This window comes from Bartonella raoultii (assembly GCF_019659805.1).
GTDB lineage: Bacteria > Pseudomonadota > Alphaproteobacteria > Rhizobiales > Rhizobiaceae > Bartonella > Bartonella raoultii.
In genome coordinates, this window is the sequence record NZ_JAIFRO010000004.1 from 46030 (window position 1) to 60450 (window position 14421).

The window sequence follows — 14421 nt, forward strand, 5'->3', positions numbered from 1 at the left end:
TTTCTAAAGTTTTCCCCACACCATTTTTTTCTTTTTCGAAAAGAAATCCGCATTCATTGTTTGTAATTTATTCTGTTAAATTGTATTTTTTTAATTCCAACCTTTCAGACATGTTTGAAAAACGCGCATAATTTAGCAAAACAGATTTCCCTCAACAGCACCATTTTCCTATCGCACCTTCACAATTTTTACCCATTCTCTTTTCCAAAAAACATCTTTTATTTTTTATCATAAAAGAGGCTTTTCTGTAACAAAAAGAGGACTAAAAAGTCCCCTTTTACACTGTTTTAGCAAAAGCGACCGCAGTATCGCTCATGCGGTTAGAAAACCCCCATTCATTATCGTACCAAACCAAAACACGACAAAGTTTTCCATCAATTACTTTTGTTTGGTCATTATGAAAAATAGCCGAATGTGGATTATGATTAAAATCACAACTGACGAGTTTTTCTTCTGTATAATCTAGAATGCCCATTAAAGAACCTCTTGCCGCAGTACAAATAGCGTCGTTTATTTCTTCAACGGTTGTGGAGCGTTGAGCAGTAAATGTCAAATCAACCACAGAAACATTAGGTGTTGGTACACGGATGGACACACCGTCAAGTAATCCCTTTAATTCTGGTAAAACCAATCCAACAGCTTTTGCAGCCCCTGTTGAGGTTGGGATCATAGATAAAGCAGCAGCACGCGCACGATACATATCACGATGCATAGTATCCAACACAGGTTGATCTCCCGTATAAGAATGGATAGTTGTCATAAAGCCTTTTTCAATACCAACAGTTTTGTGCAACACTTGTGCTACAGGCGCCAAGCAGTTTGTTGTACAAGACGCATTGGAAACCACAAGATGCTCTTTACGTAAACACTGGTGATTAACGCCATAAACCACAGTAAGGTCAGCACCTTCAGAAGGAGCAGAAACAAGCACACGCTTTGCCCCTGCATCCAAATGCGCGCGCGCTTTATCACGGGCTGTAAAAATACCGGTACACTCTAAAGCAACATCGATACCTAAGTCTTTCCAAGGCAGTTTTTCTGGTTCACGCTGTGCAAACACCTTTATTGGACCAGATCCGACATCGATCGTATCCCCCAACACTTTCACATGTCCTGGAAAACGCCCATGAACGGAATCATAGCGTAACAAATGGGCATTTGTTTCCACTGCTCCTAAATCATTAAGTGCTACAACTTCAATATCTTTTCGTTCACTTTCAACAATAGCACGTAAAATATTACGCCCAATACGACCAAATCCATTAATTGCAACACGAACCGTCATTTCATATTTTCCTTATTCATTTTTAACCGTACAACACGATAAATATTCACCTTTACGCATCCAATTACGCAATGCTACCCATGCCATATTATCCACATTTATAAGGATATAAAATGTCGCGCTCACGTGCATTCCATTTTACGCCTTACAACATGAATTGCTCTTTCTGAAACCTCTTATTTTTCATTGTTTTTACACATTTTTTTTCGCGCTTTATCCACACAATCGATAACATGCTCACAAGTGATATTAAAATGTGTATAAAGCGCTTCCATTGTTCCACTTGCACCAAAACCATCCATTCCAATAAATATGCCATCATCCCCAATAAAACGCTCCCATCCTTGTCGAATAGCGGCTTCAAGGGCGATTTTAATGGGAGCATCACCAATAAGTGCACGTTGATAGGAGGAAGATTGTTTCTCAAAAAGTTCAAAACAAGGGACAGAAACCACCCGTGTTGGAATAGCATTTCCTTCTAACACGGCATGCGCTTTTACTGCAATTTGCAATTCTGACCCAGAAGCAAACAATGTCACTTGTGGTTCGTCACTGGCTGTAAGCAATTCATAAGCACCAAGCATACAGAGATTTTCTTCTTCATACTCTTGACGCAAAAGTGGTAAATTCTGTCGGCTCAACGCCAAAGTAGAGGGGGTTTTACGTGCTTTTAAAGCCAATTGCCAACATTCTACAGTTTCCATAGCATCAGCGGGGCGGAAAACGAAGTGATTGGGCATTGCACGCAAACAAGCTAAATGTTCTACAGGTTGATGCGTTGGTCCATCTTCACCAAGACCAATAGAATCATGGGTCATGACATAAATGACGCGCAATCCCATAAGAGAAGAAAGACGCATTGCCGGACGCATATAGTCAGAAAAGCATAGAAAGGTCCCCCCATAAGGAATCAATCCTCCATAAAGAGCAAGACCGTTCATCACGCCAGCCATCGCATGCTCGCGAATGCCATAATGTATATAGCGTCCTGAAAAATCTTCAGCAGAAATACTGTTCATCTGGCTGCTTTTTGTATTATTAGACCCTGTTAAATCAGCAGAACCACCAATGGTCTCAAGCACGACATCATTGATCACTTCAAGAGCCATTTCAGAAGCTTTACGCGTAGCAACAAAAGGATTGTCTTCGATAATTTTTTGTTTATAGGCATCAATAGCGCTATCAAACTTTCCAACAAGGTCTCCGCGTATTAACCTTTTAAACTCTACACGTTCTGAAACGGGCATCTCGTTTAACTTTTCTTCCCATTTTTGTCGCTTTTTTGCAGCATTAAGACCAGCCAAGCGCCAATTATCAAGAATGTCAGCAGGAATAACAAAAGGTTCAGCCTCCCATCCCAAAGCGATACGTGTTTCAGCAATTTCCCGTGCTCCTAAAGGCGCACCATGAACTTTATTGGTTCCTTCTTTATTGGGGGCCCCAAAACCAATTGTTGTTTTACAAGCGATTAAGGTTGGTTTATCGGAATTTTGAGCCGCTTCAATAGCACGTGCAAGTGCGGCTTGGTCATGCCCATCAACTTTGTGTGTATTCCAACCTGAAGCTTTAAAACGCGCTATTTGATCCGTACTATCGGCTAGAGAAATTTCTCCATCGATAGAAATATTATTATCATCCCATAACACAATAAGTTTATTGAGTTTTAAATGCCCAGCAAGGGAGAGTGCTTCCTGAGAAATCCCTTCCATGAGGCAACCATCCCCAACCAAGGCATAAGTGTAATGGTTGATAAGATCACCAAAACGCGCATTCTGCAAGCGCTCACCAAGTGCCATTCCCACGGCATTAGCCAATCCTTGTCCAAGTGGGCCCGTAGTGGTTTCGATTCCAGCAGCAAGGCCATATTCTGGATGTCCAGCCACTTTAGATCCTATTTGGCGAAAATTTTTAAGATCCTCTATACCGATATCTTCATAACCAGACAGATAAAGCAGAGCATAAAGCAACATAGACCCATGCCCAGCAGACAACACAAAGCGGTCACGATTAGGCCAATGAGGATTTTTGGGATCATGTGCTAAGAATTTTGTATAAAGAACAGTGACGATATCGGCAGCCCCCATTGGCAACCCTGGATGACCAGAATTTGCTTTTTCAATTGCATCAATAGCAAGAAAACGGATAGCATTGGCCATCTGATTTTGTTGTTTTGTATTTGTCATAAAGGATAGACCATTTTTTTAACAGGTTATTTTATGTATCAGCTATATTCTCTTCAATTTTCAAGAAATAGTTTTCAGTTTATTTCGACCGTCAGCGTGAAACCTTTTGTAATCACTTGTGTAAACATTCCCCTCACACATTTCTCATGCCCATATCATTTATGACAATAGTTTCAAAAAATCCAGCTTTTAATTCACATGCATTTTCTACTTTGCTTGCTAAAATATCTTACATATTTAAAAGTAAAACGCGCAAAAAACAAGAAAACGAGTGATTCGTTTTTGCATAAAGAACAGATAAAGGATAAAATCACCTAAAGGATGAAAGCAATGAACCAAGAGACTACGGTTCTACCCCACGCTTTAGAGCAATTGGAAAAAGCACTCCGAACTTTAGAGATAACCATTATAAACCGCAATGCTGTTATTGATAAAAATAATGAATGGGAAGAAGAAATTCAACGAATGAATGCTGATCGTAGCCGCCTTGCCCAAGCGCTTGATAAATCCGAAGCGCAAGTTGAGCGTTTAGAGGCTGTAAACAAAGAAGTTTCCAAACGTCTTATAAAAGCGATGGAAACAATCCGTATTGTCATTGATAGATAAAGGTTTAAACGCATGGAAACTGTTTCTGTCACCATTGATGGTAAAGTTTATCGTATGTCTTGCGATAAAGGACAAGAACACCGTCTGATGAAGCTTGCAGCACAATTGGATCAGTATATCACACATTTAAAAACAAATTTTGGTGAAATTGGCGATAATCGTCTATCGGTTATGGCCGGCATTATGATTCTTGATGAAATGGAAGAAATCAAACGAGAAAATAACAAATTACAAGCAGATTATGAAGCACTTTTACGGTTACATAATGAAAGAGATCTTACCATGGGAAGAATTATGCGAGATACAACCGAACGCATTGAAAAACTCACCGATCAATTGCTCAAAGATGATCAAAACAACGTGGATCTTCAAGAACAAGAACGCTCATAAACATAAAAATGCCGACGACATAAAAACGGAATGAACAGGATAAACACCTTATATAAATTGAAAGACGAAACTTTATTGTTGACGTTGGCGCATTCTTTCTTCCATGAAAGCCCATCATCCGTAATAAAAATGCTCAAAAAACCACGACAGAATCAAAAAAGTGTCAAAAACTTTTTTGAAAAGCAATAGCGCGTTCACAGGGCTTTCATACATATTTTAACATCGCATTACCTCTTCCATGAAGTAACAATGTGCTTCCTAGAGTGTAGCCTCAAATACTGAGCTGTTTTTATGACAAAAATAAAGTCATAAAAGGTTTGTTTGCGTATGTACAAACGCTCTTTTGCATAAATTTTTAAATGGCTTTCGTTCCATCTTGAGAAACAGAAGCAATACGCAAGAGATTTGTTGCACCAGGCGTACCAAGAGGTACACCAGCTGTTACCAAAAACCGCTCTCCCTTTTGACAAAAACCTTCTTGAAAAGCAATGGCTGCAGCTCGATCCACCATGTCTTCTAAATCGCGTGCATCTTCAGTGACCACACAATGAAGTCCCCAAACGATAGCCAAGCGTCGTGCTGTTTCCACAATAGGAGATAAAGCAATAATAGGTTTGTTTGGACGTTCACGTGATGTTCGTACACCGGTTGTGCCTGAAGCGGTGTAAGCCACGATAGCAGCCAATTCAAGTGTTTCAGCGATCTGACGTGCTGCAAGAGAAATAGCATCTGTTCCCGTTGGCTGAGGCTTGGGATGCTGGGCCCCAACGATAGCTGCATAAGTATGATCTTGTTCGATTTGCCGCGCAATTTTATCCATCATAAGTACAGCTTCTTCAGGATACAATCCAGAAGCCGATTCAGCAGACAACATCACAGCATCGGTTCCCGCATAAACAGCTGTAGCAACATCAGAAACTTCTGCACGTGTTGGAACAGAAGATGTGACCATTGACTCTAGCATTTGTGTTGCCACCACTACAGGTTTTCCGGCCAAACGACAGGCTTTAATGAGTTCCATTTGTAATGCAGGTACTTTTTCTAAAGGCATTTCTACCCCAAGGTCTCCCCGTGCAATCATGATCCCATCACAGACATCAATAATCTTTTCCATATGCTCCAAAGCTTGAGGTTTTTCGATCTTTGCCATCAACGAGACTTTATTTTCCGTCAAGCAACGCACCGCCATAATATCTTCAGGACGCTGAATAAAGGAAAGAGCAACCCAATCCACAGGCTGTTGTAACAAAGCCTGAAGATCGTCTTGATCTTTTGGTGTTATGGAATGAAAAGGCAAGAGCGTATCAGGAAGACTAACGCCTTTTCGATCGGAAATATGGGTCCCAGAAACCACGCGACATTGAGCACAATGCCCATCACACACTTCAACACGAAGCTCCAGTTTTCCATCATCAATAAGCAGCCGATTTCCCGGTTTTAAAGCTTCTAACACATCCTGATGAGGGAAAAAAACCCGTTGTGCATCACCCAGCACATCCTGACTGTCTAACGTAAAAATCTGCCCAGTTATAAGTTTTTCTTGACCTTTAGCAAAACAACCAATCCGCAATTTTGGTCCTTGTAGATCAACCAAAATGCCAATGGGACGTTGAACTGTTTTTTCGATTTCGCGTATTTTTTTCACCAAATCAACCATCGTTTCACGGTCAGTATGGCTCATATTCAAACGAAAAACATCTGCGCCTGCTAAAAACAGTTTTTCAATCATTGAAATGGAAAAAGAAGAAGGTCCAAGGGTCGCAATAATTTTTACTTTACGTGCACGCTTCACGGTGGAGAGACTCCTAAAAGAGTGGGAGAAGATATTTCTGAATTCCCCAATAAAGACTCCTCGGTCAACTGCACCATCCAACTGGTTTGATTACCAGTATCAATTTCTTTAAATTCCGCCTTTTGATAGCCACGTGGGAAACAGTCATGCACCCCTTGAATAGTAAATTGACTATCTTGCACACACATCGTTACAGAACCGGACCAGTTTCCTTTTTTTTGAGCTCCCTCAGCATAAAAATAATAAAACCGCGAAGAAAGTGGACCATCGATTAAAGTTTTACACTCTGTCATGGGGACAACCCACCAGCCTTCACTCACCCATCCTGAAAGAGTACGATACCCCACCGCAACACCAACGGACTGTTGGGTTGTATTACAAACTCTAAAATCAGCTTTTACAAAAACAGTCTGTGACAACAAAAGCAAGAAACTCACAAAAAAAACTTTTAATCCTCTTAAAAGCATCCACTTTTGTTCCTTGGCAACCACAACACTTTCCTTAAACTGCAAGCCACAAAAACAAAATATCAATCCCTTTTTCTCTTTTTTCAAGAACCTTTCACAGGCATATCAACATATTTTCTTCTATTTTGCTTTTTATCGCTCTTTTATCAATATATATCTTAAAGTTTTTACAAAATATTTAAATTCAATTTGTAAAGAAAGTGTGTAGCTAGACTGACTTTCTGTCCTTCAAGCTTTTTTAACAAAAATGTATCAACACAAATTAAATTGTCAAAAAACAACTTAACAGCTTATAATGTGGAGAAAATATCATGAATACAGTAACCGATGAAACACACGCCATATCTGTAAACCAACTGCGTGCTTTTATAGAACGCATTGAACGACTAGAAGAGGAAAAAAAGACCATCTCTGATGATATTAAAGAAGTTTATGCTGAACTTAAAGGTTCAGGTTTTGATAGTAAAGCCGTTCGAAGCATTATACGATTGCGTAAAAAAGAAGATCATGAACGCATGGAAGAAGAAGCCATCATCCAGCTTTATAAAAATGCACTTGGTATGAGTTAAAACAACCAAACCCTTTCCAGCATTTCCATTCACAATGGTAAATTCCTCATTCATTATGGTAAATCAAAGTGTCCCCACCCCATTCCACTTTGCCTACAAAGGCAATAACGCTACCTTATGATTTGCAAACAAATTTATGCATAAAACACAAAGAAAAGGAAAGTCTACAAGCAATCAACAAATCGTGAAGAAGCATAAAGAACTGATGTATGAAAAATGATATGGGGAAAGAGATAAACCCGCACATTTCTATGAAAAGAGAGCTCTCTTGACCTTGCACCTTCTAAAGGACAAAAATTTTATACCTTCCTATCTGTCAACAATCCAGCTTCTTGCATAAGGTTCTCATAACTGGACCATTTGCATGGGTTCGCTTCTAAACTGCTCTAAAAGCAGTCTTTCAATAAGCACTATACTCTCTCACAGTATATAATACATATAAAATTTCACATACTTTATAAGACGCGTTAGACAACAATATTGATTTTAAGCATTACTGTATAAAGAATTCTATAAAAAACAGATAGGCACTAAAGGCAAAGCCATTGATTAAAATCTCTCATTTTTTTGAGAAAGATTAACGCGCACGTATTTATTTTTCACTGTCTTCGCGTAACAATTCGAGCTCCAACCATTGTTCTTCCTTTTGGGCGCAAGTCTTTTTCTTCTCTTCCAATGCTGTAGATAACCGCTCAAAACGCTCTTTATCTTTTCCATAGAGTGCTGGATCAGAGAGCTCTTGTTCAATTTTTTTGATTTCATTTTGCAAAGCAGTAATTTGTTCAGGGAGTTTTTCCAGCGCATAGACCTGCTTATAAGACAACTTGCGCGGTTTTCTTTTTTCTTGCGCTTTACAACGCGGATCATTTGATGAAAGCGATTTTTCATTTTCTCGCCCAGAAAGATTTTTTTTCCGAACATGCGACTTTAAAGACGCTTTGTCTTTTTTTCCAAACAATGCAGCTTGCTTATTTTGTGCGATCATATCACTATAACCGCCCGCATACATAATCCACTGCCCATCACCTTGAGGGGCCAATATGTGTGTTACGGTTCGATCTAAAAAATCTCTGTCATGGCTAACCAACAAAACGGTTCCATCAAAATCGGCAATAAATTCTTGCAACAGATCCAAAGTTTCCATATCCAAATCATTGGTTGGCTCATCAAGAATTAAAAAATTTGCAGGGCGTGAAAGCAAGCGAGCCAGTATGAGACGGGCCCTTTCTCCACCAGACAATTCTTTGAGAGGTGTGCGCATTTGCTCAGGCAAAAACAAAAAATCTTTCATATAAGAGACCACATGCCGCTCTTGCCCATTAATGACAAGGCTATCCCCTCTTCCGCCGGTTAAGTAATAGGCTACAGTTTCTTTTTCATTTAAGATACGCTGTTGATCCAGCAATGCCATAGAGAGATTATATCCTCGTTTCACAGTTCCAGTATCGGCGGACTCCTGACCAATCAGCATGGAAAGCAATGTTGTTTTTCCGATACCATTAGGCCCTACCAAGCCAATTCGATCTCCACGCTGAATGCGCAAGGAAAAATCTTTAACGATCACGCGATGATCATAGGACTTTGAAATATGCTTTGCCTCAAGCACCAATTGGCCAGAATCATGACTTTTTGCTGTCGTCAAAAGTGCACTTCCAGGAGGTGCTTTATAGGTTTTTTGACGCTGTCGTAATTCTTTTAATTCACCCAATCGCCTTACATTACGTTTACGTCGTGCTGTAACGCCATAACGCAACCATTGTTCTTCACGTGCAATCTGTCTATCTAATTTGTGCTGTTCTATTGCTTCTTCTTCGAGCGTTTTATCACGCCAACTTTCAAATTCTGAGAAAGATTTTTCCACTCTTTTTGTTGCCCCCCGATCCAGCCATACAACTGAATGCGTGACATTTTCCAAAAACCTCCGATCATGAGAAATGACCACAATAGCTGAACGCAAAGAAGCCAAAAGCTTTTCAAGCCATTCAATGGTTGGTAAATCAAGATGATTGGTTGGTTCATCTAAGAGAAGAATATCAGGTTTTGCTACAATGGCTTGTAACAGACAAACACGCCGCTTTTCTCCTCCAGAAAGAGTTTCCAACTTTTCTGTTCCCTCAAAGCCTAAGTTTGCATAAAGTGTATTTATCCATTGCGGATCAGGAACATCATCCAATCCTGCTTCTATAAAGGTTTGAATATCATCAAATCCTGAACAATCTGGATTTTGCGCAACATAACGAATAGTCACCCGTGGATGACGAAAAATCTCGCCCTCATTTGGCTCGATCATTCCTGCAGCAATTTTTAACAGAGTAGATTTTCCACAACCATTGCGCCCTACCAATGCAATACGAGCGCCCTTCTCAACCGCAAGGTCTGCTTGGTTGAGCAAAGGCGCTGTTCCAAAATTTAAAACAATGCGGTCAAGCCGCAAGAGTTGCACCGCCATTAACGAGCGTATCGAGGACAAGGTGCCTTATACATCACACCTCTCCCATCACGGTAAGTACACAATTTCGGTGTATGCACTGGTCGTGAACAAGGAGCACGGTAGGCCCGCCCACTTCGACTACGATAAGTGCAAAGCTGTACAGGAGCCGGTTGAACAATAACTTGCCGCTGCTGTCTTCTTTGGTTTGCAGCCGCCCCTGTTACAGTTCCTGCAAGAGCCCCAACAGCTGCCCCAGTAAGCGCTGCTCCAGAACTACTTCCACCAATAACTGTTCCAGCCAATGCCCCCAAAGCAGCCCCACCTACACCATAACGTGCTACTCTTTGATCATCGGTGGTACACGCCACTGAACTAAACCCTACGGCTGAAACAACAGCCACTTTTAAAATTGATTTTAACATATAAAAACCTTTCCTTCTCAAGATCAATACATCAAGTATATATTCATGCCGGCCCTTATTACTTTTCTGCCCCCCCTCCGTTTTATGCGAATATATGAGAAGAGCTTATGGAATAGGTACAGACGCCAACAATATAGCTTTTCCAGAACGTAAAGTACAAGAGAAGGTTCCACAAACACGGTTAGAAAGCGTTAAAGAAGAGCCAAATGATACATTTTTATCACAAAGCGGCCATTTTACACCGGAGAGTGTTAATCCTTCTAAATCAGAAAAACCTATAATACTAAACAAACAACCATCCGGTAAATTTGGTAAATCATATGAAAGAAGATTTGGCAAAATCGGCCATCCTTCCTCGACACCACTTGTCAACAGCACTGAAATTCCTTTTTGCGCCATCTTTATTGCTTGCGTCATATGAGAAAGACTATGATCGGTTCTTTCCCCTCCCAAAGCTCCACAAAGGATAAGGCGCCTAGCGCCTTTTTGCAAAGCTTTCGCACATGCTAATGCACTATCTGTCATATCTTTATCAGAAGGAAAAACTTCCCGTGGTACATGATCATATTGGCATCTTAACGCCTGATCAGATGAATCAAAGTCCCCCACCCACAATTCAGGCTCCACATTCAATCCTACAGCATGGCGCATTCCCCCATCAGCAGCAATGACACGCGTTTTTTGAATTTGAGAAAGCAAACGATTCGTAATACAAACATTTCCATTTAACAATATTGTAAATGTTGTCATGACATATTATGCCTTTCATAAGATATCTCTTGGTTTATAAAAATAGCCATTTTTTATAAATAACAACCATGTTATAGCCAAAAGAATCCTTCTCAAAAGCTTCTTTTTAAAAAGCTTTTCATTGTAGAAACACACACAAAGATACAAGTGAAATTTGTCACAATGCAATTAAACAACCAGGTGCACAAACGTCAAAAACTGCAGATTTTTCAACGCATATTTTTTTTTCGCAGAAAAATTTATAGCATCCCTCTTCTCAGTTTCATGCTTGTGCTTTCTGCATGCCATAATACCTCTTTTGCTCCAAATGATCAGCGCTTTTCTTGGAAGCCTACGAAAAGGATCAAACGCCCCCATAAAAGCACTCTTTTTTTCCCACCCAACGCCACACAACACGCACGTATTTTGCAAATTTATGGCGGAACTTATCACGACCCCAAACTTGAAAAGTTGTTAGCAAATATTTTACGCAAATTAATTGTTGTATCACACAATTCTCATAAAAATTATTCTATTACAATTTTAAACTCAGGCGGTGTGAATGCTTTTGCACTTCCCAATGGTTCTATTTACATCACCCGCGGCATGCTCGCATTAGCCAACGACTCTTCAGAAGTTGCGGCCATTTTAGCCCATGAACTTGCCCATATTATTGCCAATCACGGCATTTTACGTCTACAAAAAAAAGCACAGTTAAAGACCGCTCGTCATCTATCCTCACATCTTCTTTCACACGCAAACAGAAAACTTTATAATCCCATTAAAGATAAGCAACAACTCGCACAGTTTTCACGCAATCAGGAATTGGAAGCTGATTCGATTGCCTTAGAACTTCTTCAACAAGCAGGATATGATCCATTTGCCTCTCCACGCTTTCTCAAATCAATGGAGGCATATAATGCTTTTTGTAATATTTCAGGTATCACCAATGCTTCCTTAGATTTTTTAGCAAGCCACCCCACCACGCCACAGCGGATTCATCTTGCAATAGAAAAAGCACGTAAAATCCATACAACAAACCTACAAAAAAGTGATCATGATTTTTTTCTCAAGAACCTTGATGGCATGGTTTTTGGAGGAAGCCTTCATACAGGCTTTATGCGCGGCAATCAATTTATACACCCACAATTAGGCATTGCTTTTTCCCTTCCAGACAATTTTACCATAGAACATTCTACCAATACGCTTTGGGCTAGCGGCCCCAATAACATTGCCATTCGTTTTGATGCTCTTTTACATCCTGCTGAAATATCTGCAAGTGACTATTTGCAAAGCGGCTGGATTGTAGGATTAGATCAATCTTCTATCCGTCCCTTTACAATGCACGGTCTGCCTGGGGCGCGTGCACGTGCAAGCAATGAAAAATGGCAATTTGATGTGGTTGTTATTATTTTCAATCATCACATCTTCCGTTTTCTAACGGCAGCTCCACATCATTCTTCAACTTTTAAAGCTATTGCTGAAAGCACGATACAAAGCTTTCATCCCCTTTCAGCATCACAGTTACAAAAATTGCAACCTTTTAAAATTCGTGTTGTACGTGTTCAAAAAGGAGACAGCGTTGCAAGCCTTGCAAAGAAAATGCAAAATACAATGCACAAAGAAAGACTCTTCCGCATTCTTAATGCACTTTCTCCCACACAAACTTTACCTATAGGCGCAAATGTTAAAATTATCATGGAGTAAAAACTTTTTTCTATATTTTATATTCCTTTAATTCTCTTTTGCTTTCCTCACCCACTTCCCTTCTTTTCAGCACTCTCCAATGTTGTCTTTATACATCTCATCAATTTTTGCATCTCATCAATTTTTGCAGCAATCTTTTTGACAATTATTATCTGAGCTCTTTTTAAAATCAGCTCTCCAGACAACACACAGACCTTTCTCGCACCAAGCACACGAGACTTTGCTTGATTTTATCCTTTCTTTTTATCCTCTATAAAACACTTGACTGCCATCTTGTAGATGGCAGTCAAGGAGGAGGTCTTACGATAGAAAATCGCGCGCGAATTTTTTAAAAGCAACACTCCAGACACTGTAGGAGAATGTCATGGTACATTTTTCTCTGCTTTGTTGCATCCCTTCTTATCACACTTCATAAGCGTCAGCTGGATTAACCGTCAGCAGAGCAGAGCGCAATTTTTGCAAAGCACGTGCTTCAATTTGGCGAACTCTTTCTTTTGAGATTCCTAATTTTTCACCCAAAACTTCCAGAGTCGCCCCTTCTTCATTCAAACGGCGAAACCGAATAATTTCAAGCTCGCGTTCATTAAGAATCTGTAATGCATCATAAAGCCATTGTGTGCGCCGTTGTCCATCAATCACTTGCTCAATCAAAGCATCAGGAAGGGGACTCTCATCGACAAGAACATCCATTTTAGCAATGGGATTATCACTGTTTTCAGAAACAGAAACGCTCAATGAATTATCAGAACTGGAAAACCGAAAATCCATTGTTTCAACGTCACGTACTGAAACACCGAGTTTTTCAGCAATTGTACGAAAAATATCTTGTTTTGACAAAGCGCTATCATCTTGCACCAATTTTGCCCGCAAACGCCGAAGATTAAAGAAAAGCGCTTTTTGGGAAGAACTTGTACCACCGCGAACGATTGACCAATTGCGTAAAATATAATCTTGAATAGAAGCACGTATCCACCATGTTGCATAAGTAGAAAAACGCACTTCACGATCAGGCTCAAAGCGTGCAGCAGCTTCCAAGAGTCCCACATAGCCCTCTTGGACCAGATCCCCTAAAGGCATTTTGAAACGTTTAAAACGGTTAGCAATTGCAATCACCAAACGCATATGAGCCGCTGCAATTTGATGCATAGCATCATCATCGCGCTTGTCTTTCCATCGCAGAGCCAAGTCATGCTCTTTTTGCCGTTCAAGATAAGGCGCTTGCATAGCAGAACGCATCATATTACGTCCCAAACTTTTGTCTGCGTCGCTATAGTTTTTGCTATTTTTATAAACAGCATTTGAAAGATTACTCATAAATAACCCCTTGCGATTAAAATTATCAACATTGATTTGGCAACGACATCGCCGTTCTTTCCAAAAAAAGAACGTAAAAGTTGTTTGTTTTATAAAGACTACTTTAACGTGTATTTTTATAATCGCAATTGTTTTTTTATTGTAACCATAAAACTTACGCTCATAAGCCACAACTTTATGAACAAAACAGAACTCTCACAGGTTTCCTTGTCACAAAAAGAACATGAAAAAGCTTTTTCTTCATATTTTTGTCACACAACAGAAAAAAATAAAACAATCACATAAAACAGACGTCATTTTATGTAATTTTTCACTTATTTATATTTACAAGTTGAGCGTTTATTTTATGCTTCTAGCTTTACAACACAACTAATACGTGTAATTAAAAAAATATACAATATCTATCATGAATAAAAAATGAACAAAAAGAACCAGCAAAATTTAAAAGCGTCAAAAGAGATATCAAAAAACGACAAGAATGATTGAAGCAAGTGCAACAAACATGTTAAAGGAGCATCACAATGAT

12 protein-coding genes are annotated in these 14421 nt (G+C 39.7%); 4 read left to right on the forward strand and 8 right to left on the reverse strand.

The window, feature by feature from the left end; genetic code table 11:
* Window positions 1-277 precede the first annotated feature (277 nt).
* Window positions 278-1285 carry a type I glyceraldehyde-3-phosphate dehydrogenase gene (gap, locus tag K3248_RS04515; RefSeq protein ID WP_220717209.1) on the reverse strand — a complete coding sequence of 336 codons (1008 nt, stop codon included), beginning with the start codon at window positions 1283-1285 and terminating at the stop codon, window positions 278-280.
* Window positions 1286-1461: 176 nt separating this feature from the next.
* On the reverse strand, window positions 1462-3468 hold the full coding sequence (gene tkt / locus K3248_RS04520) for a transketolase (protein WP_220717210.1): 2007 nt from the start codon (window positions 3466-3468) through the stop codon (window positions 1462-1464).
* A gap of 330 nt (window positions 3469-3798) precedes the next feature.
* Between tkt and K3248_RS04525 the strand changes: the two genes are divergently transcribed.
* Complete coding sequence (locus K3248_RS04525; protein ID WP_220717211.1) at window positions 3799-4074, forward strand: DUF4164 domain-containing protein; 276 nt, start codon at window positions 3799-3801, stop codon at window positions 4072-4074.
* A 12-nt stretch (window positions 4075-4086) separates the two neighbouring features.
* Window positions 4087-4464 carry a cell division protein ZapA gene (locus K3248_RS04530; protein ID WP_220717212.1) on the forward strand — a complete coding sequence of 126 codons (378 nt, stop codon included), beginning with the start codon at window positions 4087-4089 and terminating at the stop codon, window positions 4462-4464.
* A gap of 355 nt (window positions 4465-4819) precedes the next feature.
* Here the strand turns inward: K3248_RS04530 and pyk are convergent, their stop codons facing one another.
* Both pyk and K3248_RS04540 read right to left on the reverse strand, forming a co-directional pair.
* A complete protein-coding gene (gene pyk, locus K3248_RS04535) occupies window positions 4820-6256 on the reverse strand; it encodes a pyruvate kinase (RefSeq protein ID WP_220717213.1) in 1437 nt (478 codons plus the stop codon).
* Entirely contained in the window at window positions 6253-6786 is a 534-nt protein-coding gene (locus K3248_RS04540) for a DUF1036 domain-containing protein (protein ID WP_220717365.1), read from the reverse strand. The genes pyk and K3248_RS04540 overlap by 4 nt, the downstream gene beginning before the upstream one ends.
* A 248-nt stretch (window positions 6787-7034) precedes the next feature.
* Here K3248_RS04540 and K3248_RS04545 point away from each other — a divergent pair, with 248 nt between their 5' ends.
* Window positions 7035-7292, forward strand: a complete 258-nt coding sequence (locus tag K3248_RS04545; RefSeq protein WP_220717214.1) for a DUF2312 domain-containing protein — start codon at window positions 7035-7037, stop codon at window positions 7290-7292.
* A 592-nt stretch (window positions 7293-7884) separates the two neighbouring features.
* Here the strand turns inward: K3248_RS04545 and K3248_RS04550 are convergent.
* The 3 genes from K3248_RS04550 to K3248_RS04560 all read right to left on the reverse strand — a co-directional run bounded on the left by K3248_RS04550 (window position 7885) and on the right by K3248_RS04560 (window position 10895).
* Entirely contained in the window at window positions 7885-9741 is a 1857-nt protein-coding gene (locus K3248_RS04550; protein WP_220717215.1) for an ABC-F family ATP-binding cassette domain-containing protein, read from the reverse strand.
* Window positions 9741-10145 (reverse strand): YMGG-like glycine zipper-containing protein, encoded by a 405-nt coding sequence (locus tag K3248_RS04555; protein ID WP_220717216.1) that lies wholly within the window; start codon window positions 10143-10145, stop codon window positions 9741-9743. Before K3248_RS04555 ends, K3248_RS04550 begins: the two co-directional genes overlap by 1 nt.
* A 105-nt stretch (window positions 10146-10250) precedes the next feature.
* Entirely contained in the window at window positions 10251-10895 is a 645-nt protein-coding gene (locus tag K3248_RS04560) for a thiamine diphosphokinase (RefSeq protein ID WP_220717217.1), read from the reverse strand.
* Between the two features lie 162 nt (window positions 10896-11057).
* Here K3248_RS04560 and K3248_RS04565 point away from each other — a divergent pair, with 162 nt between their 5' ends.
* Window positions 11058-12581, forward strand: a complete 1524-nt coding sequence (locus tag K3248_RS04565) for a M48 family metalloprotease (RefSeq protein WP_220717218.1) — start codon at window positions 11058-11060, stop codon at window positions 12579-12581.
* 402 nt (window positions 12582-12983) lie between these two features.
* Here K3248_RS04565 and K3248_RS04570 read toward each other — a convergent pair whose 3' ends face one another.
* Complete coding sequence (locus K3248_RS04570) at window positions 12984-13895, reverse strand: RNA polymerase factor sigma-32 (RefSeq protein WP_220717219.1); 912 nt, start codon at window positions 13893-13895, stop codon at window positions 12984-12986.
* Window positions 13896-14421 lie beyond the last annotated feature (526 nt).

Excerpts from the sequence above, each read along its gene's own strand:
- gap (WP_220717209.1), bottom strand. The coding sequence starts at position 1,285 with ATGACGGTTCGTGTTGCAATTAATGGATTTGGTCGTATTGGGCGTAAT.
- tkt (WP_220717210.1), bottom strand. The coding sequence starts at position 3,468 with ATGACAAATACAAAACAACAAAATCAGATGGCCAATGCTATCCGTTTT.
- K3248_RS04525 (WP_220717211.1), top strand. The coding sequence starts at position 3,799 with ATGAACCAAGAGACTACGGTTCTACCCCACGCTTTAGAGCAATTGGAA.
- K3248_RS04530 (WP_220717212.1), top strand. The coding sequence starts at position 4,087 with ATGGAAACTGTTTCTGTCACCATTGATGGTAAAGTTTATCGTATGTCT.
- K3248_RS04545 (WP_220717214.1), top strand. The coding sequence starts at position 7,035 with ATGAATACAGTAACCGATGAAACACACGCCATATCTGTAAACCAACTG.
- K3248_RS04550 (WP_220717215.1), bottom strand. The coding sequence starts at position 9,741 with ATGGCGGTGCAACTCTTGCGGCTTGACCGCATTGTTTTAAATTTTGGA.
- K3248_RS04555 (WP_220717216.1), bottom strand. The coding sequence starts at position 10,145 with ATGTTAAAATCAATTTTAAAAGTGGCTGTTGTTTCAGCCGTAGGGTTT.
- K3248_RS04560 (WP_220717217.1), bottom strand. The coding sequence starts at position 10,895 with ATGACAACATTTACAATATTGTTAAATGGAAATGTTTGTATTACGAAT.
- K3248_RS04565 (WP_220717218.1), top strand. The coding sequence starts at position 11,058 with ATGCAATTAAACAACCAGGTGCACAAACGTCAAAAACTGCAGATTTTT.
- K3248_RS04570 (WP_220717219.1), bottom strand. The coding sequence starts at position 13,895 with ATGAGTAATCTTTCAAATGCTGTTTATAAAAATAGCAAAAACTATAGC.